Below are 19,532 nucleotides of genomic sequence, written 5' to 3' on the forward strand. Positions count from 1 at the left end.
GTGCGCGGATCGCCTGACGTGGGCCGAGCCGGGCGCGTAACCTCGGGAAAGCCGCTGACGGGCGGTGCGGAAAGGGGAGCGATGGGCATAGCGGGCGCGCGCGTGTGGGCGGCCCGGGCCGCCGTGGCGCTCACACGGCCGCGGAGCGGCTCCGCCATGCGTGCTCTGCTCGCCGAGTTCGACTCCGCGGTACGGGCCCGGCCGGGACGGCCGCGGGACGTGCGCGAGCTGTGCCGGGCGGTGTGCGAGGAGCTGGCCGCGCGCCGCGGGCGGCCCATCGAGCTGCGCTTCGACCGGTTCCCCGACGAGATCGAGGTGACCGGGGTGTGGGTGGCCTTCCAGGACTTCGACCTGGTGATCGTCGAGGAGCGCGCCGAGGAGGTGCAGCAACTGGTGATTCTGGGCCATGAGTTGTGGCACATGCAGGCCGGGCACGGGCATCACGACCACGGCCACGGCGGGCTGACCGGCCATGCCGCGCTGGCCGACCGGGAGGGTCGGCGGGGCACCGCGCTCGCCGCCGCCGCCCGCAACGGCTCCCGGGAGGCCGAGGAGGCCGAGGCCGACGACTTCGGCCACCGCCTGGCCGCGCTGTTCCGCCCGCTGCTGCCCGGGTATGGGCAGGACACCCCTCTCGACCCGGTGCAGCGATCCCTCGGCTACCGCCGCCGCGGAGGTGGCCGACGGTGAGGCAGGCGCTCGCGGCGAGCGGCACGCTCGCCGGGCCGGACCCGGCCGGGTTCGTCGGCGGGTTCAGCATCTCGTTCTGGATCCCGACCGCGGTGCTGGCCGCCGCGCTGACCATCAAACTGCCCACCATCCTCCGGCTCTGGCGGGATCCGCTGCTGCGCGCGGTCGGCGGTCTGCTGCTGCTGGCGTGCGCCGTCTTCGTGTTCGTGGCACCGTCCACCATCGCGTGGACCAACCGGGTCACCGGCGTCCCCAACATCTCGGCACCCTGGTGCTATTCGCTGATCACCGCGTTCTGCGGCTCCTGCCTGCTGCTGATCATCGCCTGGCGCAACGGGCTGTCGGACCGCTCGGCGGCCACCCGGCGCGCCATGCGCTGGGTGGTGTCGGTGTACTCGTCGGTCATCGTCGCGCTGTGGGTGCTGTTCGCGCTGGCGGACGCACCCGTGGAGCGGGTGCGGGACCTGGACACCTACTACGCCACCACGCCGTTCATGCGCGAGGAGATCCTGCTCTACCTGCTCGCGCACACCGTGGCGGTACTGATCACGTCCTGGCTGATCTGGAACTGGGTGCGCACCGACGGGCTGGACGCGTGGCTGCGCTGGGGGCTGAAGTTCCTCGGTGTCGGGTATGCGCTCAACCTGGTCTTCGACGCCGTGAAACTCACCGCCGTGGTGGCCCGCTGGACCGGCCACGACCTGGACTGGCTCAGCACCGACCTGGCGCCGCCGGTGGCCTGTCTGTCCGCCATCGTGATCGCGCTGGGCTTCATCCTCCCGCACGCCGGGCAGTATCTGCACGACCGCCGGCTGGTCCGGGCCGCCCACCGCGAACTGCGGCCCCTCTACCAGCTGATGCGGTCGGTCAGCGGCTCGGGCGTGCCGTTCGTCCTGCGCTCCACCCCGGAGCTGCGGCTCATCCGCCGGGAGACGTTCATCCGGGACGTGCTCCTCGGGCTCGCCCGGCACATCGACGAGCGACGGCGGCACGCCGCGTACGGCGCGGCGCTCGCGCTCGGTTTCCCGCCGGACCGGGCCAAGGCGCTGGCCGCCGCGGTGGCGATCGTGGACGCCGTGGAGAGCGGACGCCGGTCGCCGGAGCTGCCGGGCGACGACGACGTCGACACCGCCGACCTGCTCAGGGAGATCGGGGCGACCTCCCGAGCACTCCGCCGGCCCCACGAGATCGAGGCGGTGCGCGCCCGTGCCGCCACCGCCCCAGCAGAGAGCGTGCCCGTAGATGAGTGACCGTGTCCCGACCGCCGTCGTCCTCGGCGGCTCGCTCGCCGGCATGCTCGCGGCCCGAGCCCTGGCCCCGTTCGCCGACCGGGTGACCGTGCTGGAGCGTGATGTGCTGTCCGCCGGTCCGGCACCGCGCCGGTGCCTGCCCCAGGCCCGCCACGCCCACCAGCTGTGGTCGGGCGGCGCCCGGGCCCTGGAGGAGCTGCTGCCGGGCGTGACCGGACGGCTGCGGCGGCAGGGGGCGCACCGTCTGCCGGTCACCACCGACATGGTGGTGCTGTGCCCGCGCGGCTGGTACCGGCGGTGGGAGGAGTCGCACTCCATGCTGCTGTGCACCCGGGATCTGCTGGACGCCGAGGTACGCGCCCGGGTGTGCGCCGACGAGCGGGTCGAGGTGCTGGAGCGGGCCGAGGCGGTCGGCCTCGCCGGCACCGGCGCCGCCGTGACCGGTGTGCGGGTGCGGGAGCGGGGGGCCGCCGAGCGCATCCTGCCCGCCGGTCTGGTCGTCGACGCCACCGGGCGCGGCTCCCGCATGCTCCACTGGCTGAGGGAACTGGGGCTGCCCGGCCCGAGGCAGCGGGAGGTCGACTCGGGGCTGGTCTACGCCAGCCGGCTGTTCCGCGCCCCGGAGGCGGCGCGGGACGGGTTTCCGGTGGTCAACCTGCAGATGGACCCGCGGTCCTGGGGGCCGGGGCGGGGCGGGGTGCTGCTGCCGGTGGAGGACGGACGGTGGCTCGTCACGCTGTTCGGCACCCGCGGGGGCGAACCGCCCTCCTCGTCCGACGGCTTCGCGGCGTATGCGCGCCGGGAGCTGCGGCATCCGGTGATCGGCGAGCTGATCGCCCGGGCCGAGCCGCTGACCGGCGTGTCGGTCACCCGGGCCACCGCCAACCGGCGCCGGTTCTACGAGCGTACGGCCCACTGGCCGGAGAACCTCGTGGTGCTCGGGGACGCGCTGGCCGCGCTGAACCCCGTGTACGGGCACGGGATGTCCGTCGCGGCGCAGAGTGCGGCCGGTCTGCGCTCGGTGCTGCGCCGGCGCGGCTGGGGCGCCCCGGGCCTGGCGCGTGCCGCGCAGCGGGCGGCGGCACGGCCGGCGGGTGCGGCGTGGGACCTCGCGGTGGGGCAGGACGTGTTCTTCCCCGGCGCGGCACCGGGCGGTCCGTCGCTGCGGGAGCGGCTGGCGGCGGCGTATGTCGACCGGCTCGCCCACACCGCCACCGGCAACGGCCGGATCGCGCGCCGGCTGACGGATGTGATGGCGCTGGAACGGGGGGCCGAGGTGCTGTTGACGCCGTCCGTGCTGGTGGCCGCGGCGGCGGGTCCGCTCGCGCCGCCGCTGAACGGACCACCGCTGACGGCCCAGGAGCGCAAGGCGGCCGAACTGGACTGAGCGGTCCGCCGGAAGTGCCGCGCTGTGCCGCGCTCGTCCGCGGCGCCGTCGTGGCCGGTCGCGCCGTTCCCCGCGCCCCTTCAGGGCGCTGCCGAACGGCAGCGGACTTCGCCCGACCTGCTCCGGGCCCGTCCGGCGGATCACGTCGCAGGAGTGAGGTCACTGACCAGCGCAGGTGAGCGGGGCGACGGAGGTGTCCCCCGCGGGGGCGAGGCCGCGCTCGGGGAATCGGCAACCGACGACGCCCCCGCCGGGGTCCCCACGCCGTTCCGGCACTGGGAGGGGGCGTGCCACGCCCCGCGTCTGCCGCTTGATCCGCCGGACAGGCCCCGGCCCCCGCGGGTCAGCCCGCGAACGCCGGCTGTGCCAGCCCCGTGCCCGCGCCCGGCACCACCAGCAGGGAACCGGCCACCGGATGCGGGGCCGCCAGACCGGTGCGGGCGGTGGTGAGGTACAGGTCCCCGAGGCCGGCGCCGCCGAAGGCGCACGCGGTGACGCGCGGCACCGGCAGCGGGAGCACCAGGTCGAGCCGGCCGTCCGGCGTGTAGCGGCGGACGGCCGCGCCGTCCCACAGGGCGACCCACACACAGCCGTCGGCGTCCACGGTGAGCCCGTCCGGGAAGCCGGCACCGTCCTCGATCCCGGCCAGCGGGCGGCGGCCGGAGATCCGCCCGCCGTCGTGGTCGAAGACGTCGATCCTGCGGGTCGGGGTGTCGGCGTAGTACATCAGCCGCCCGTCGGGGCTCCACCCGGTGCCGTTGCTGACCGTCACGTCGTCCAGCACGGTGACCGCGGTGCCGTCGCCGGTGACACGGGTGAGGGTGCCGCCGCCCGGCGCCTCGTCGTAGCGCATGGTGCCGGCCCACAGGCTGCCGTCGGGCGCGACGGCGGCGTCGTTGCCCCGGCGGCCGGGGACGGCGTCGCGCACCAGCATGCGGAAGGTGCCGTCGGGGTCGGCGAGGCCGATGCCGTCGCGCAGGTTGAGGACCAGCCCGCCGCCGGTGCGCGGCTTGGCGGCGCCCACGTGGGTCTCGGTGGTGCGCACTGTGCGGCGGCCGGTGGCCGGGTCGTAGGTGTGCACCCGGCGGCCGAGGATGTCCACCCAGATCAGCCGGGCCCCGGCCGCGTCCCAGGTGGGGCCCTCGCCGAGCGCGGCCTGCGCCCGTACCGCCACCTCGTACCTCATGCCGCGCCCCGGTGGCCGAGGCGCTCCGACAGATCGGCGGCGCCCTTGGCCGCGAGCTGCTCCAGCTCCCCGCGGCGCTCCTCGCTCCAGCGGATCATGGGTACGGAGATGGACAGGGCGGCGACGATCTGCCCGGTGCGGTCGCGCACCGGGGCGGCCACGCAGCTGACGTCCGGGTTGGACTCGCGGCTCTCGACGGCGATGCCGCGCCGCCGGACGGCGGCCAGCTCGGTGCGCAGGGCGGCCGGGTCGGTGATGCTGTTCGGGGTCATGGCGGCCAGCTCGGTGCCGTCGGGCACGCGGGCCGCGAGCTCCGCCTCCGGGAGGGAGGCCAGCAGCATCTTGCCGACGGAGGTGCAGTGCGCGGGCAGCCTGCGGCCGGCCGCCGACACCATGCGCACGGCGTGGGTGGAGTCGACCTTGGCGATGTAGATGACGTCGGTGTCCTCGAGTATCGCCACGTGCACGGTCTCGTCGCAGGTCTCGGCGACGGCCCGGGCGACCTGGTGGCCCTCGGCGGCGAGGTCGAGCTGCTCGGCGTAGCGGGCGCCGAGCTGGTAGGGGCGGACACCGAGCCGGTAGCGTCCCGGCTGGCCGGGCACGGGGACGAGGTAGTGGCGCGCGGCGAGTGTGGTGACCAGCTCGTGCACGGTGGTCCGCGGCAGCCGGAGCCTGCGCACGATGTCGGGCGCGGAGAGCGTGCCGTCCCCGTCGAGGAAGAGCTCCAGTATGTCGAGAGCCCGGGTCACGGCAGGTACGAGGCGTCCCATCGTCCGGCCCCCTCCCTAGGTGTCGTCTCGGCCTGTTCGATATTTCAACAGGCGATCGGCATGGCGAACAGCAGGCTAGTCGTGGTGTCTGCGGCAGGCAACGGCCGGGAGACGAGGGTGCGGGTCAGTGCGGCGGCCGACGCGGCCCCGGCGCGCCGAGTTCGCCGCGCAACCGCTGGGCGCGCAGCACCAGTTCCAGCTCGAAGCGGCGGTCCGGGTCGTCGATCTCGTCGCCCCACAGTTCGCGGATCTGCCGCAGCCGGTAGCGGACGGTCTGCGGGTGGACGCCGAGCCGGGCCGCGACCTCCGGCGCGCCGCCGCGTGTCTCCAGCCACGCCAGCAGCGTCTCCGCGAGCCGCCGTCCGTGCGTGGGGCCGCAGTGGGCCAGCGGGCCCAGGCAGCGCAGGGCGAGGTCGTCGATCAGCTCCTCGGGCTGCAGCAGCACCAGTGCCTCGGTGTGCTCGGTGCAGTGCAGCACCTCCCCGGTGGGCAGCAGCCGCCGTTCCATCAGCCGTACGGCTGCCTCCGCCCAGCGCAGCGACTTGGCCGCGTCGGCGAGCGCGACGGGTGGGCCGATGGCGCCGGACCAGCCGGTCAGGGCGCGGTGCAGCAGCTCCGGGCGGCCGGCGGCGTCCGGTTCGGGCACCACCATGCGGGGCTGCTCGTACTCCATGTCGAGCAGCACGCCCTGGCCGACTGCGGGGGCGACCGCCTCGCGGGCGGGGCGCAGCAGCACGCCGGCGGCGACCTTCCGGGGCAGCGGCCAGCCGATCCGGGCGGCCCGCTCGGCCAGTGCCTCCGTCGGGTCGCCCCGGTGGTGCTCGGCGAACAGCAGCTCCATCAGCCGGCGCTGGAGCCGCAGCCGCTCCCCGGCCTGGCGGGCGGCGGCCTCGGCGTAGCCGCGCACGGACTGGTCGACCAGCCCGTCGAGGTACTCGTAGCCCGCGTCGACCAGTTCGTACATGGCGGGCGGCGGGATCTCCACGCGCTGGCCGATGTCGGCGAACCGGCGCCAGGCCAGCCGCACCCCCATCCGGTAGATGGCCTGCAGCGAGTCCAGGGAGCGGCCGTGCAGACCCTCGCCGCGGCCGAACTCCTGGAAGACGTCCGGCGGGGCGGAGGGCGGGCTGCCGTTGCTGCCCGCGGAGTCGGCGGAGTCCTCCAGGTGCCTGATGAAGGCCTCGATGGCGTGGCGGATGCCGACCAGGGCCATCGGCTCGCCGGAGTCGTCCAGGACGACGGGCAGGTGCGGGTACTCGCGCCGGATCTCGTGCAGGATCTGCTCGGCGAGGGACGGCGCTTCGGCCAGTGCAATCGTCGCGAACTGGCGCACCTGGAAGCGGGGGACGTCCTGCCAGGCCGAGCGGGCGGCGACGGCCCCGGGGCGGGCGGGGGGCACGGCTCAGTCCCCCTGGCCGGCGTGCTCGTAGGTGATCATGGGGGTGTCGGGCTGCTCGGGGGTGGCCTCGAGCACGGCGACGACACCGAACGCGGCGCCGACGGCGAGGGCGGCGCAGAGCGCGACGGTCAGCGCGGCGGCGAGCAGTCTGGACATCGCAGGGTCACCTTCTCGGTACGGGAGGTTCTCGGCCGGCCCACCCGGGCGTCCCGCCCCTGCCTGTCGGAGCCAGTCTCGACAAGCATTGACACCTAGTCAAGAGCAGCCTACGGTTCCCGGCCCATACCGAACGCGCACGTTCCTGCCACGTTCCTGCAACGTTCCTCCCCCTCCTGGAGCGCCCGGATGCGCCGTACATCCTCCCCGTTCTCCCTGATCACGCTGGGTCTCGGCACCTTTCTGCTGGTGCTGGCGCCGATGCTGGCCTGGTATGTGAAACCGCGGGCCGCGGTGAACCCGATCGACATCGACACCACCGCCGTCTACACCGGAACCGGCAGCGTCTTCGACCTGGAGCGGGTCGAGACCGTGCCCGGCCGGAAGATCACCGTCACCCAGCGGGTGCGCGGCGACGTCGCCGAGAGCGAGCGCAGCGGCGCCGCCGTGTGGGACGTGACGACCTCGATCGACACCGAGGACTCGCTGCCGGCCTCCGATCCGCACGACGCGCTGGACTTCACCCCGCACCGCTGGGTCAGCGACCGGGAGACCAACCGGCCGGTGCACTGCTGCGGCGAGCAGCCGTACTTCGAGGGCGAGGCGTACCTGAAGTTCCCCTTCGACGTGCAGGAACGTTCCTACCGCTGGTGGGACAACACGCTCGGCGCCACCGTGGTCCTGCGCTACCAGGGCCGCAAGGAGATCCTCGGCTACGAGGGGCTGCGCTTCACCGGCACGGTCCCGGCGACCCGCACCGGCACCCGGCTGGTCCCGGGCGGCATCGTGGACCAGCCCGAGAGGGCACAGGTGCTGGCCGAGGAGTGGTACGCCAACCACGGCGTGGAGCTGGTGGTCGACCAGGCCACGGGCCGGGTGCTGTACGCGCAGACCGGACCGCGCCGCACACTGCGCGCCCCGGGCGCCGACGAGGACGCCGCGGTGCTGCTGGACAGCCGGAAGGTGGCGTTCACCACAGAGACCCAGCAGGCCGCGGTCGACCGGGCGCGGGAGGACAGCGGGCTGCTGCGGATGGTGGGCACCACGCTGCCGATCGGAACGGCTGCGTCCGGGTTCGTGCTCGCGGTGGCTGGGGGCGTGCTGGTGGCACGGGGCCGGAACACCCGCAATCGACCCGGTATGGCCGAATAGCACCGCCTCGAATTCATGAAGTGATGTGACGTCAGCTCTAACAAAGCCGGAAATTGTCACACCGGTGAGTAGCCCTGACGAACGGCTGGGCGAAAACTGTCCAACCCCACCCGAGCACAGCCCGTCCACACCCCCCGCCCAGAGACAGGACAGCGCTCCCACAGCAAGCCGTCGCCCAGCAAGCCGTCGCCGCTCCGGCGTCACGCCGGCCCGGTCGCATCACGCACCGCCCTCCCCACCGTGAGTTCCGCACCCCGAGACGAGTTGGAGCACCCCATGCCCCAGCACGTGCCCTCCTCGCTGCGCACCGCGCCCCCCGGCGCGCGGCAGCTCCCCCCGGCGCGCCCCGCACCTCCGCGCAGGATCACCTTCCTCGCCCACCGCGACCTGGACAACCCGTCGGCCGGCGGCTCCGAACTGCTGGTCGACCGGCTGGCCGACGGGCTGACCCGGCTCGGCCACCAGGTCACCCTGCTGTGCGGCGGTCCGGCGGCGTTCCGCGACTACCGCGTGGTGTCGGCGGGCGGTGCCTACGGGCACTATCTGCGCGCCCGGTCCGCCTTCGCCCGCCAGGTCGGCGAGACCGATCTGCTGGTGGAGGTGTGCAACGGCATGCCGTACCTGGCGCCGCTGTGGCACCGCGGCCCCACGCTGTGCCTGGTCAACCACGTCCACACCGACCTGTGGCGGATGCGGTTCGGCGGTGCACTCGCCCCGGCGGCACGGATCGGCCGCAGGCTGGAGCACTGGGCGCTGTCCGGGGGGCGGCGGCACGGACTGCTGGTGGCCGTCTCCCCGTCCACGGCGCATGCGCTGCGCGCCATCGGCGTGGAGCGGGACCGCATCCGGGTGGTGCACAACGGGGTGGAGGAGCCGGGTCCGCGCGCCGACCGCAGTGCCGAGCCGCTGTTCGTGGCGGTGGGCCGGCTGGTCGAGTACAAGCGGATCGATCTGCTGCTGCGGCTGTGGGAGCGGGTCCGCCCGGTCACCGGTGGCCGGCTGGTGATCGTCGGCGACGGCCCCGAGCGGGCGCGCCTGGAGCGGCTGGCCGGTCCCGGTGTGGAGTTCGCCGGGCATGTCACGGAGGCGGAGAAGCACCGGCTGCTGTGCGCCGCGTGGCTGCTGCTGCACCCCTCGGCGGTGGAGGGCTGGGGGCTGGTGGTGACCGAGGCGGCGGCCCGGGAGACCCCGGCGGTCGCCTTCGACGTCCCCGGGCTCCGGGACTCCGTCGTCGACGGCGAGACCGGGATCCTCGCGCACGGCGAGTCCTCGTTCGCGGCGGCCTGGTGCACGCTGGCGCTGTCGGCGCACCGCCGCGAAGTGATGGGCAAGGCGGCGCGGGACCGGGCGGCCGGCTACCGCTGGCACCGCACGGTCCGGCAGTTCCGCGCGGTGGCGGCGGAGGCGGCGCGGGGTTGGGCGCCGTGAACACCACCGAGCTGAAGGACCCGTCGATACGCCGGTCCCTCGCTCTCTTCCGGGCCTTCCTGCGGGAGCAGGACGACCCCGACACCTGCTACGCGCTGCTGGCCCGGGACGCCGCCGACCAGGTGGAGCGGTACGGCGGCCCGCTGGCCGGCCGTACCGTGGCCGACGTGGGCGGCGGCAGCGGCCACTTCACCGCCGAGTTCCGGCGCCGCGGCGCCCACGCCCACCTGTTCGAACCCGATGTGCGGGAGCTCGGCGCGGCGCCGCCCCGGGGCACGGTGATCGCCGACGGCTATCTGCTGCCGCTCTCCGACGGGGTCACGGACGTCACCTTCTCCTCCAACGTCCTCGAGCACGTGGCCGATCCGCAGACCTTCCTCAGCGAACTGGTGCGGGTGACCCGGCCGGGCGGGCTGATCTACGTCTCCTTCACCAACTGGCTGTCGCCGTGGGGCGGGCACGAGTGGGCCCCGTGGCACTACCTCGGCGCCGAGCGGGCCCGCGCCCGCTACCGGCGCCGCACCGGCAGGGACGCCAAGCACACCCTCGGCGAGAACCTGTTCCCGGTGCACGTCGGCACCACCCTGCGGCAGGTGCGCGCCCGCGACGACGTCCGGGTCGTCGCCGCCCGCTCCCGCTACTGGCCCTTCCTCGCCCAGGCCGTGGTCAAGGCGCCCGGTCTGCGCGAGATCGCCACCTGGAACCTCCTCCTCATCCTCCGGCGGTGTCCTTCATGACGACCACGGTCCAGGCTCCTCCTCCGGCAGCGGTTCCCACCGGCACGGGCACCGCGGGCCCGCCGGACGGCCCGCGCTCACGGCGCTGGCTGCTGGGCTTCTGGGCCGCGGTGTTCGTGCTGTTCCTGGCCGTGCAGCCGGGGCGGCAGACCTTCGACACCAAACTCGGGGTCACCGTCGACCCGGGACGGTTCCTCGCCGACCTGGGCCAGCTGTGGCACGACCAGAACAACTTCGGCGGCATCCAGGACCAGTACGTCGGCTATCTCTGGCCGATGCTGCCGTACTACTGGCTGGCCGACCTGGTGCAGCTGCCGGTGTGGCTGGCCGAGCGGCTGTGGCTCTCGCTGATCGTGGCCGTCGCCTTCTGGGGCGCGCTGCGGCTGGCCGAGCGGCTGCGGATCGGCAGCGGCCCGACCCGGCTGCTCGCGGCGGCGGCGTACGCTCTGTGGCCGCTGTTCACCACCGTGGTCGGCTCCACCTCGGCCGCCGCGCTGCCCGGCGCGTTCCTGCCGTGGGTGCTGCTGCCGCTGGCCGACGAGCGCTACAGCGCCCGGGTCGCGGCGCTGCGCTCGGCGCTGCTGGTGCCGTTCATGGGCGGGGTGAACGCGGCCTCGACGCTGGCGTCGCTGCTGCCGGTCGGGCTGTATCTGCTCACCCGGCCGCCCGGACCCCGGATGCGCCGGCTGATCGCCTGGTGGGCGCCGGCGGTGATCGTGGTGACCGCCTGGTGGTGGATCCCGTTGCTGCTGCTCGGCGCCTACGGGGAGAACTTCCTGCCGTTCATCGAGACCGCCGAGACCACCACGTCCACCATGTCGGCGACGGAGGCGCTGCGCGGCGGCGGCAACTGGGTCGCCTATCTGCACTTCGGGGAGGCCTGGCTGCCCGCCGGGTGGACGGTGGTGTCCTCGGTCCTGGTGGTCGTCTGCTCGGCGCTGGCGGCCGGTCTGGGACTGGCCGGGCTGGCCCGGCGGGACCTGCCCGAGCGACGCTGGCTGGTGCTGACCGTGCTGGTGGCCGCGCTGGTGCTGCTCGCCGGGTACGGCGGCGCGTTCGGCGCCCCGTTCCACGGGACGGTGCAGGACTGGCTCGACGGCCGGCTGGCGCCGTTCCGCAACATCTACAAGTTCCAGACGGGTCCGGCGCTGGCGCTGGTGCTGGGCATGGCACACGTGGTGAGCGTGGCCGCCGCGGCACGCGGGGCCGCCGGCAGCCCGCGCGGGAACGGCGGCCGGGCCCGCCCGGTGCGCGGGACCGGCGGCGGCCCCCGCGCTGCCCGCGGGCGCCGGTTCGTCCCGCCGGCCGCGGCCGTGCTGATCCTGCCCGGCCTGCTGTGGCCGTACCTCAACGGCTCGATCCTCAGCCCCGGTTCCTTCCAGAAGATCCCCACCTACTGGCAGGCCACCGCCGACTGGCTGGAGAAGTACTCCCCCGACTCGCGCGCCCTGGTCGTCCCGGCCACCGCGCACGGCCTGTACACCTGGGGAAGTCCCATCGACCAGCCCCTCGACGTGGTCGCCGGCTCCCGCTGGGCGCAGCGCGACTACGTCCCCTTCGGCACCCCCGGCAACCGGCGTGCGATGGACGCCGTCGAGCAGTCCCTGATGACCGGCGCCGCGGTGCCGGGCCTCGCCGACTATCTGAGCCGCGCCGGGATCTTCTACGTCGTCGTCCGCAACGACCTGGACCCCGACCGGATCGGCCACGTCCCGACCGCCACGGTGAAACGGACGCTGGAGCAGTCCGGGTACGAGCGGGTGACCGGCCTCGGCCCGGTCACCACCGGTGGCGTGATCGCCGAGGACACCCCACTGCAGGTCGAGGGGCTGTATCCGCGGCAGCGGGCGGTGGAGGTCTACCGTCCGGCGGGCCAGGACGTGCCGCGGCCCGGGCAGGCCGGGCTGGCGCCGGTCGCCGACACGGCCGTCGTCTCCGGCGGCCCGGAGGCGCTGCTGCCGCTGGCGCAGCAGCTGCGCGGCCGGCCCACCGTGCTGACCGGCGACCGCCACCCCGGGCTCGGCACCCCGGAGGTGCAGATCACCGGCGACGGGCTGCGCCGCGCCGACACCCGGTTCGGGCTGGTCAACGCCAACACCTCGTACACGTACACCCGTGACGAGCGCAACGCGCCGGACGCCGTGCAGAATCCGGGCGAGAAGCCGCACCAGATCCTGCCGGTGGAGGGCCTGGACCACCAGACGGTCGCCGAACTGCGCGGTGCCCGCTCGGTGACCGCCTCCTCCTACGGCAACTGGCTGTTCCACCTGCCGCAGTACGACCCGGTGAACGCCTTCGACGGCGATCCGGCCACCGCCTGGGCGGAGGGCGTGCCCGGCCCGGCGGACGGGCAGTGGCTGCGGATCGGCTTCGACGGCTCCTACGACATGCCGGACTCGTTCGAGGTGACACCGCTGCCGCAGGACGGGGTGCGCGCGGCGGCCACCCGGGTGCGGGTGGCGACGGAGCAGGGCGAGCGGACCAGCTATCTGCGGGCCGACGGGACGACGCAGACAGTCCGGGCGCCCGAGGGGGCCACCGACTGGATGCGGCTGACCATCGTCGGCTCCACCGCCCGCAAGGCCGGGCTGACCGGCGCCGGCTTCTCCGAGATCGGCCTGCCGGACATCCAGGTGACCCGGCTGCTGCGGCTGCCCGTCGACGCGGCGGAGTCCGACGCCCGCGCCGAGATCGTCTCCCTGCACCGGGCCGCCGACCCGACCGGGCTGTCCCCGGCCGGCACCGAAGCGGGGCTGCACCGCCGCTTCACCACCGCCGCTGACGGCACCTTCGAGGTGCGGGCGAGCGCGGTGCCGGTGACCGGTGCGGAACTCGACCGGCTGCTGTACGAGGTGGCCCCCGAGCAGCCCGGCCGGATCACCGCCACCGCCGGCTCCACCGCCCGGCTCGGCGCCGGCCTGGACGCCCGCAACCTCACCGACGGCGATCTGACCACGGCGTGGATCGCCGGGGACCGGCCCACCATCCATCTGAGCTGGGAGGGCAAGGTACCGGTGGAGGAGCTGGTGCTGGCCGCGGCGGGCGGGCTGTCCACCCGCCCCACCGAGGTGCACATCAGCTCCCCGGACGGCGCCGCCATCGCCGGCGTGGACAAGAACGGGCTGGTCCGCTTCGGCCCGATCACCACCGACCGCCTCGACATCACGATCACCGAGACGGCACCGCTGACCCTGCACAACCCGGTCGTCGACGAGAAGCTCCAGCTGCCGGTGGGCCTGACCGAGGCCTACCTCCCGGCCCTGGAGCAGCACCGCACCCCGCGGCCGGACGCCGGGCGGGAGTTCACCCTGCCGTGCGGGAAGGGCCCGGACGTGGCGCTGGACGGCGAGCTGTACCAGACCGGCGTCCGGGGCACCGTGGGCGACCTGACCGAACGGCGGCCGGTGGAGGTGACGCTCTGCCAGGAGGGCCGGGCGGACACCGAGGTGCAGCTGGCTGCCGGTGAACACCGGCTGGAGGGCGGCGACGCGGGCCCGCTGGCCCTGACCGGCGTGACCCTGACCCGCGGCTCGGTCACCGGTACCTCGGCCGGGCGCGAGCTGGAGATACTCGACTGGCTCGGCGACCGCCGCGAGGTCGGCGTCGGCTCCGGCCCCGCCGCCTACTTCACGACGTACGAGAACTACAACGAGGGCTGGACGGCCACGCTGAACGGCCGGGAGCTGACCCCGGTACGGCTGGACGGCTGGCAGCAGGGCTGGCGCATCCCGGAGGGCGCGGGCGGCTCGGTCAAGCTGTCCTACGCACCGGCGACGACCTACGACGCCGGGCTGATCGGCGCCGGGGCCGGCATCGCCGCGGTGCTGGGCCTGGCACTGTGGCGGCGGCGCGAACCCAACCCCGACGCACCGCAGCCGCCCGCGCCGCCGCCCGGCCGGTGGCTCGGCACGGTGGCGCTGACGCTGGTCGGCGTGGTGATCGCGGGCTGGCTGGCACTGCTCGTGCCCGCGCTGGCGGTACTGGCCTGGCGGCGCCCCGCGCTGCTGGCGCCGGTCGCCTTCACGGCCCTGGCCGCGGCGGGCGTCGCCGCCGCCACCGGCGCGGGGGACCCGGCTCCCGCGGGGGCGGGCCCCTTCGGCCACACGGCCCAACTGCTCGCGCTGCTGGCCCTGTTCGCAGCCCTGGTGACCTGGGGCGGCGGCGAGGACGCGGCGGCGGCGCCCGCGGCACCGGGGGCGCACCCACGGGCCGACGGATCCCCACAGGCCGCGGGGCCCCCGGAGGCCCCGGGATCCCCACCGGGGGCGGGCCCCTCAGCGGCCGGGGGTCTCCCACCGGCCGAAGGCCCGTCACCGGCCACGGCACACCCGACCGAAAAAACCCCGTCAGCAGGGACGTTCCGCAGGGCCGGGGACTTCCCACCAGCCGGGAGGTTCCAGGCGGCCGGGGACTTCCCACCAGCCGGGAGGTTCCAGGCGGCCGGGGACTTCCCACCGGCCGAAAGCCCGTCACCGGCCACGGCACACCCGACCGAGGAAACCCCGTCGGCAGGGACGTTCCGCACGGCCCGGGACCTCCCACCGGCCGGGACGTTCCAAGCGGCCGGGGACTTCCCACCGGCCGGGGAGTTCGCACCGGCCGGGTCGGCGGGCGGCGCCCGCTGGGCCCCTCCTCCCGGGAGGGAGGGCGGTCCGCCGGCCGGGGCGGTGCGCCCGGAGGCGGCGACCCGGCCGCTGCCCCGGGCCGGCGGGCAGGAGAAGGGCCGGCGGCCATGAGCACCCCACCGATCCGCATCCCGTTCCCGGTGGTGGACGAGGTCGCCCGGCACTGCCTCCAGCACGAGGAGCCGGAGACGGTCCACATCGAGGTCCATCTGCCCGGCCGGCTCGATCCGCCGCGGCTGCGCAAGGCCGTCGCCGAGGCCCTGCTGCGGCACCCCCGGGTCCTGATGCGGGAGGCCCCGGGCCCCTGGTACCGCCGCCGCTACGAGTGGGAGCTGGCCGACGCCGCCGACGTCGACGTGGTGAGCGTGGCCCCGCCGGGGCCGAGCGCGCTCCGGGACGCCCGGACACGGACGCTCACCCATGCGCCCCCGCTGTCCGCCGCCCCGCCGATCCGGCTGGAGGTGGTGGAGCGGGGATTCGAGGGGACGGCCCTGCTGCTCACCGTCAACCACACCGCCCTCGACGGCCCCGCCTGTCTACGGGTCCTGGCCACCGCCGCGGAGCTGTACGGCGGCCGGGACAACGCCCCTGCGGCGCCCCCGGTCCGGGCAGCCACCGCCGCGCCCACCGGAGACCTCACCGCCCCCTCCCCCTGGTCCCGGCCGGCCCGGGTGGCCCCGGGCTCCCCCGGTACCACCCCCGGCAACGGCCTGCTCGTCACCGAACTCGCCCTCCCGCACCGCCCGGAGGGTGCGGGCTACACGGTCAACGACCAGCTGATGGTCGCCACCGCGCTGACCGTCGCCCAGTGGAACCGGGAGCACGGCGCCCGCCCCCGCCCGCTGCGCATCACCATGCCGGTCGACGACCGGCCCCGGGACGCGGGCATGCCCATCGGCAACGGCACCCGCCTGGTCGACGTCCCCTTCGCACCCGACGAGCTGACCAACCCCGACCTGCCCGACCTGCTGCGCCGGACCGCCGCCCGCACCCGCGCCCTGAAGGCGCGGCCACGCCCCCAGCTCGGCCACGGCGCCGCCCTGCTGACCGCCCCCTGGGCGCCGGTGGTCTGCCGCGCCGCCCTGACTCGCGGCCTGCGCCGCGCGGTCGCGCCCTGGACCCCCACCACGCTGCTCAGCAACATCGGCCGGATCCCCTACCCGCTGGACTTCGGTGCGGAGGCGGGCCGCGCGCAGGCGGTGTGGTTCTCGGCCCCGGCCCGCACCCCCCGCGGCCTCACCTTCACCACCGCCTCCACCGCGGGCCGCCTGCACCTCGCGGTGCGCTGGTCGCGGACGCTGCTCGGGCACGGGGACGGGGCCCGGCTGCGCGACCTGTTCGCCCACCACCTGCACACCACGGAGGCGACGCCATGACGCCGACGCCGACGCCGACCACGGCCGCCGCCACCCGGCCCCCGGGCCTGCGCGACTTCTACGAGAACCCCGCCGTCCCCGTCGCCTCCGGCACCCCGCGCAGCCGCCGCCAGGCCCGCATGCTGGCGGCGGCGCTGCGCGGCGCGGACCGCCCGCAGACCATCGTCGACATCGGCTGCGGCGACGGCACCGCGGCCGCCACCGCCGCGCCCCACCTCCCCGGGCACCGCCTCGTCGGCGTCGACTGGTCCCAGGACGCGCTGCGCCGCGCCCGCACCCGGATGCCTGACGCGGTCCGCGGCGAACTCACCGGCGGAGGCCTGCCGTTGGCCACCGGCTCGGCCGACGCCGTGCTGTTCAGCGAGGTCGTGGAGCACCTGGTGGACCCGGACGCCGCCCTGGACGAGATCCGCCGGGTACTGCGCCGCGGCGGCCATCTGATGCTGTCCACCCCGAACCTGGCCGCCTGGTACAACCGCGCCCTGCTGCTGGCCGGTGTGCAGCCGGTGTTCTCCGAGGTCAGCCTGCGCGCCATCCACGGCCGCCCCGGCTCCGAGGTGGTCGGCCATCTGCGGCTGTACACGGCCCGCGCACTGCGGGAGTTCGTCACGGCGTCCGGCTTCGACGTCGTACGCCTGAGAGGGGCCCCGTTCCACGGGGTGCCGCGCCCGCTGCGCCCGCTGGACCGGCTGGCGTCGGCGGCCCGGGCGCCGTGGGCGTCGATCCTGCTGCTGCATGCACGCCGGACGTAGGAGGGGGCAGGGGGACATGTGGTGGGGAGTGGCCGCGGCCTTGCTGGCGAACGTCCTGTACAGCGCCGGGTTCGTGCTGGAGAAGCGGGCACTGGCCGGCCTGCCGGAGGTGAGCGTCCGCCGACCCGCCCGGTTGCTGCGGCTGGTGCTGGGCAGCCCGCTGTGGATCGGCGGCTCGCTCGCGCTGGCTGCCGGGTTCGCCGCGCAGCTGATCGTCTACCGGACCCTGCCGATCGCCGCAGCGCAGGGCATCTTCGTCTCCGGCCTGGTGCTGCTGGTGCTGCTCTCCGCCCGGCTGCTGGGCGAGGAGACCACCGGCAGGGAGCGGTACGCGCTCGCCGCGATCGTGGCCGCGCTGCTGATGGTGGTGCTGTCGCTGCGCGAGGGCGCCGAGACGGTGAGCCGGGGCGCGCCGTACGCGCTGGTGCTGCTGGTGTGCGTGCCGTCGCTGGCCGCGGGGGTGTGGCTGTACCGCTCCGCCGAGCGCCGCGCCGGCCGCCGCCACCGGCTGCCGACGACCGGCGTCGAGTACGGGGTCGCGGTCGGCCTGCTCTACGGCGTCAGCTCGCTTGCGATCAAGGGCGTCTCCGGCCATCTGCCGGCCGAGGACGGCGCGACCGCCGCACTGCTCGGTGTGCTCGGCTCCCCGTACCCGTACCTCCTGCTCTTCACCGGCGCCTTCGGTCTCGTCATGTCCCAGGCAGCGCTGCAGCGCTGCCGGGCGTCCCTGATCGTGCCGGTGTGCACCACCGTGAGCTGCATGTACACGGCGGTGCTCGGCACGCTCTCGTTCGGCGAGGCGCTGCCCGAGGACCCGGCCCGGCTGACGCTGCGCGTCACGGGCACGGTGCTCGCCCTGACGGTGCTGCTGAGCATGCCCAAGCACGACACCGCGTCCCGACCACCCCCCATCGGCGCCAAGGAGCTGACCTCGCGATGAAGCCCGACGACCCGCTGCTGAAGATCCTCGCCTGCCCGCTGGACAAGGGCCCGCTGCACCTGCTGGCCCCGGAGGCGGGTTCGGCCGGGGAGGAGGCGCTGTACAACCCGCGCCTGCACCGCCGCTACCCGATCGTCGACGGCATCCCGCAACTGCTGCCGTCCTCCGGCGAGCAGGTCCCGGAGGACGAACACGAGGAACTGCTGAAGCGGATGGTCACATGAGATCGAGCCCGGGCCCCGCACCGCGCACCCTGGCCGCCCGTCTGGCCCCCCTGTTCCCCCGGCGCCTGGTGGCGGCGACGGCACGGGCCGTCTACCCGCGTTTCGAACCCGAGCTGGCGCGGCTGCCGGAGCTGTGCCCGCCCCGCTGCGGCACCGCCGTGGACGTCGGCGGCTGGTACGGCCCGTGGACGCACCGGCTGGCCCGTCACGCCCGCCGGGTGGTGGCCGTGGAGCCGGTCCCCCATCTGGCGCGGCTGCTGGCCGCCGGCGCCCCCGCCAACGTGCGCGTGATCCGGGCCGCCGCCTCCGACCACCCGGGGCTGTCCCGGCTGTGGCTGCCCCCGGACGACCCCGGCGACCGGGGCGTGTCCTCCCTGGTCCGCCGCGACATCCACGCCCGCGCCCTGGACGTGCCGTGCGTGACCCTGGACGACCTCGCCCTGACCGACGTCGGATTCATCAAGATCGACGTGGACGGGAACGAGGCAGCGGTCCTGCGCGGCGCGACGGGACTGCTGGCCCGCGACCGCCCGGCCCTCTTCATCGAACTGGAGTCCCGGATCCAGCCGATCGCACCGGTGATCACCTACCTGTCGATGCTCGGGTACGACGGCTGGGTGCTGCCCGGCACCACCTGGGTCCCGCTGGGCTCCTTCCCGCTGGAGTCCCACCAGGCCGACACGTCCTGGGTGGCCACCCGCGGACTGCTCCCCCGCGTCCTGCCCTTCCGCCCCGGCCCCCGCTACGTCAACTCGGTCCTGTTCCTCCCGGACGGCCGCCGCCCCGGGGACCGCCCCTTGGGCGACGATGATGCCCATGCCGACCGGAAAACGCCCAGCTAGCCCCTTCACTCCCGTCGACCTCCAACTGGTGCTGCTGCGCCGCATGGCCGACCACAACCCGGACCGGGTGGCGGACGCCCGCCGCGAGCTGGGCGCCTCGGTCACGGACCTGCGCGAGGCCAACAAGCGCTGGCAGGCGATGCTCCGCTCCCCGCGGGCGCGCCCGGCGGCCTCGCGGTACGGCTCGATCCTGGGCGAGCCGGAGTCGACGGTCCCCCGCCGCCTCGGCGACCTGGACTGCGAGGCCCGCCTCTGGCGGCTCCCCCTCTGGCCGGACCTGCGCTTCGAGGTCCTGGTCGGGGCCGACGGCACCGTCTGGAACGAGTGGCTGGTCCGCGCCCCGGGCGTCGCGGGCCCCCGACTGCGCACCCTGGCCGACCTCACCCCCTGGTCCTGCACGGTGGACGAGGCCGCCCGCGCCTTCGCCCCGGCCCGGCCCCTGCAGGGCTCGGCCCCCACCCGCTGGGGGCTGGCCTTCACGGCGCCGGACGCGGAGAGCGGCGTACGGCGTGAGGTGGTGGCGGAATTCACCTGGGGACTGCTGCAGCGCACGGCGGTGGGCGGGCAGGGGTGAGTCCGGTGCGGACATGCGGGACGCCGCCCTCGTGGGTGATCGAG

Annotated in this window: 17 protein-coding genes; 13 read left to right on the top strand and 4 right to left on the bottom strand. The window is 75.2% G+C overall.

What is annotated here, in order from left to right:
- The first annotated feature begins 81 nt into the window (after positions 1-81).
- Genes V5O46_RS02390 through V5O46_RS02400 form a run of 3 tightly spaced genes read left to right on the top strand, consistent with a single transcriptional unit; the run spans position 82 to position 3,327 of the window.
- Positions 82-690, top strand: coding sequence for a toxin-antitoxin system, toxin component family protein (locus V5O46_RS02390; protein ID WP_332882666.1), 609 nt, complete (start codon positions 82-84; stop codon positions 688-690).
- Positions 687-1,940, top strand: a complete 1,254-nt coding sequence (locus V5O46_RS02395; protein WP_408648857.1) for an MAB_1171c family putative transporter — start codon at positions 687-689, stop codon at positions 1,938-1,940. Before V5O46_RS02390 ends, V5O46_RS02395 begins: the two co-directional genes overlap by 4 nt.
- Positions 1,933-3,327 carry an FAD-dependent oxidoreductase gene (locus V5O46_RS02400; RefSeq protein ID WP_332882667.1) on the top strand — a complete coding sequence of 465 codons (1,395 nt, stop codon included), beginning with the start codon at positions 1,933-1,935 and terminating at the stop codon, positions 3,325-3,327. The genes V5O46_RS02395 and V5O46_RS02400 overlap by 8 nt, the downstream gene beginning before the upstream one ends.
- 343 nt (positions 3,328-3,670) lie before the next feature.
- On the opposite strand, the gene V5O46_RS02405 is transcribed toward V5O46_RS02400, so the two are convergent.
- The 4 genes from V5O46_RS02405 to V5O46_RS02420 form a co-directional block, all read right to left on the bottom strand.
- Positions 3,671-4,513 carry an SMP-30/gluconolactonase/LRE family protein gene (locus V5O46_RS02405; protein ID WP_332882668.1) on the bottom strand — a complete coding sequence of 281 codons (843 nt, stop codon included), beginning with the start codon at positions 4,511-4,513 and terminating at the stop codon, positions 3,671-3,673.
- The gene (locus tag V5O46_RS02410; protein ID WP_332882669.1) at positions 4,510-5,283 is read right to left on the bottom strand and encodes an IclR family transcriptional regulator; all 774 of its coding nucleotides are present in this window, start codon (positions 5,281-5,283) and stop codon (positions 4,510-4,512) included. Before V5O46_RS02410 ends, V5O46_RS02405 begins: the two co-directional genes overlap by 4 nt.
- 124 nt (positions 5,284-5,407) lie before the next feature.
- Positions 5,408-6,682, bottom strand: coding sequence for a PucR family transcriptional regulator (locus V5O46_RS02415; protein WP_332882670.1), 1,275 nt, complete (start codon positions 6,680-6,682; stop codon positions 5,408-5,410).
- Positions 6,683-6,685: 3 nt separating this feature from the next.
- Positions 6,686-6,838 (bottom strand): hypothetical protein, encoded by a 153-nt coding sequence (locus tag V5O46_RS02420; protein WP_332882671.1) that lies wholly within the window; start codon positions 6,836-6,838, stop codon positions 6,686-6,688.
- 189 nt (positions 6,839-7,027) lie between these two features.
- Between V5O46_RS02420 and V5O46_RS02425 the strand changes: the two genes are divergently transcribed.
- The 10 genes from V5O46_RS02425 (at position 7,028) to V5O46_RS02470 (ending at position 19,488) form a co-directional block, all read left to right on the top strand.
- The gene (locus tag V5O46_RS02425) at positions 7,028-7,990 is read left to right on the top strand and encodes a DUF3068 domain-containing protein (RefSeq protein ID WP_332882672.1); all 963 of its coding nucleotides are present in this window, start codon (positions 7,028-7,030) and stop codon (positions 7,988-7,990) included.
- Positions 7,991-8,266: 276 nt separating this feature from the next.
- Positions 8,267-9,418, top strand: a complete 1,152-nt coding sequence (locus V5O46_RS02430) for a glycosyltransferase family 4 protein (RefSeq protein WP_332882673.1) — start codon at positions 8,267-8,269, stop codon at positions 9,416-9,418.
- On the top strand, positions 9,415-10,155 hold the full coding sequence (locus tag V5O46_RS02435; RefSeq protein ID WP_408648858.1) for a class I SAM-dependent methyltransferase: 741 nt from the start codon (positions 9,415-9,417) through the stop codon (positions 10,153-10,155). The genes V5O46_RS02430 and V5O46_RS02435 overlap by 4 nt, the downstream gene beginning before the upstream one ends.
- On the top strand, positions 10,152-14,891 hold the full coding sequence (locus V5O46_RS02440; RefSeq protein ID WP_332882675.1) for an alpha-(1->3)-arabinofuranosyltransferase domain-containing protein: 4,740 nt from the start codon (positions 10,152-10,154) through the stop codon (positions 14,889-14,891). Before V5O46_RS02435 ends, V5O46_RS02440 begins: the two co-directional genes overlap by 4 nt.
- On the top strand, positions 14,888-16,156 hold the full coding sequence (locus V5O46_RS02445; protein WP_332882676.1) for a condensation protein: 1,269 nt from the start codon (positions 14,888-14,890) through the stop codon (positions 16,154-16,156). Before V5O46_RS02440 ends, V5O46_RS02445 begins: the two co-directional genes overlap by 4 nt.
- Positions 16,153-16,908 (top strand): class I SAM-dependent methyltransferase, encoded by a 756-nt coding sequence (locus V5O46_RS02450; protein WP_332882677.1) that lies wholly within the window; start codon positions 16,153-16,155, stop codon positions 16,906-16,908. The genes V5O46_RS02445 and V5O46_RS02450 overlap by 4 nt, the downstream gene beginning before the upstream one ends.
- A gap of 28 nt (positions 16,909-16,936) precedes the next feature.
- Complete coding sequence (locus tag V5O46_RS02455) at positions 16,937-17,848, top strand: hypothetical protein (protein WP_332882755.1); 912 nt, start codon at positions 16,937-16,939, stop codon at positions 17,846-17,848.
- Positions 17,845-18,072, top strand: a complete 228-nt coding sequence (locus V5O46_RS02460) for a Trm112 family protein (RefSeq protein ID WP_332882678.1) — start codon at positions 17,845-17,847, stop codon at positions 18,070-18,072. The genes V5O46_RS02455 and V5O46_RS02460 overlap by 4 nt, the downstream gene beginning before the upstream one ends.
- On the top strand, positions 18,069-18,914 hold the full coding sequence (locus V5O46_RS02465) for an FkbM family methyltransferase (RefSeq protein WP_332882679.1): 846 nt from the start codon (positions 18,069-18,071) through the stop codon (positions 18,912-18,914). Before V5O46_RS02460 ends, V5O46_RS02465 begins: the two co-directional genes overlap by 4 nt.
- Positions 18,889-19,488 (top strand): hypothetical protein, encoded by a 600-nt coding sequence (locus V5O46_RS02470; protein ID WP_332882680.1) that lies wholly within the window; start codon positions 18,889-18,891, stop codon positions 19,486-19,488. Before V5O46_RS02465 ends, V5O46_RS02470 begins: the two co-directional genes overlap by 26 nt.
- Positions 19,489-19,532: the final 44 nt, after the last annotated feature.

This window comes from Streptomyces poriticola, from assembly GCF_036689765.1.
GTDB classification, from domain to species: Bacteria; Actinomycetota; Actinomycetes; order Streptomycetales; family Streptomycetaceae; genus Streptomyces; species Streptomyces poriticola.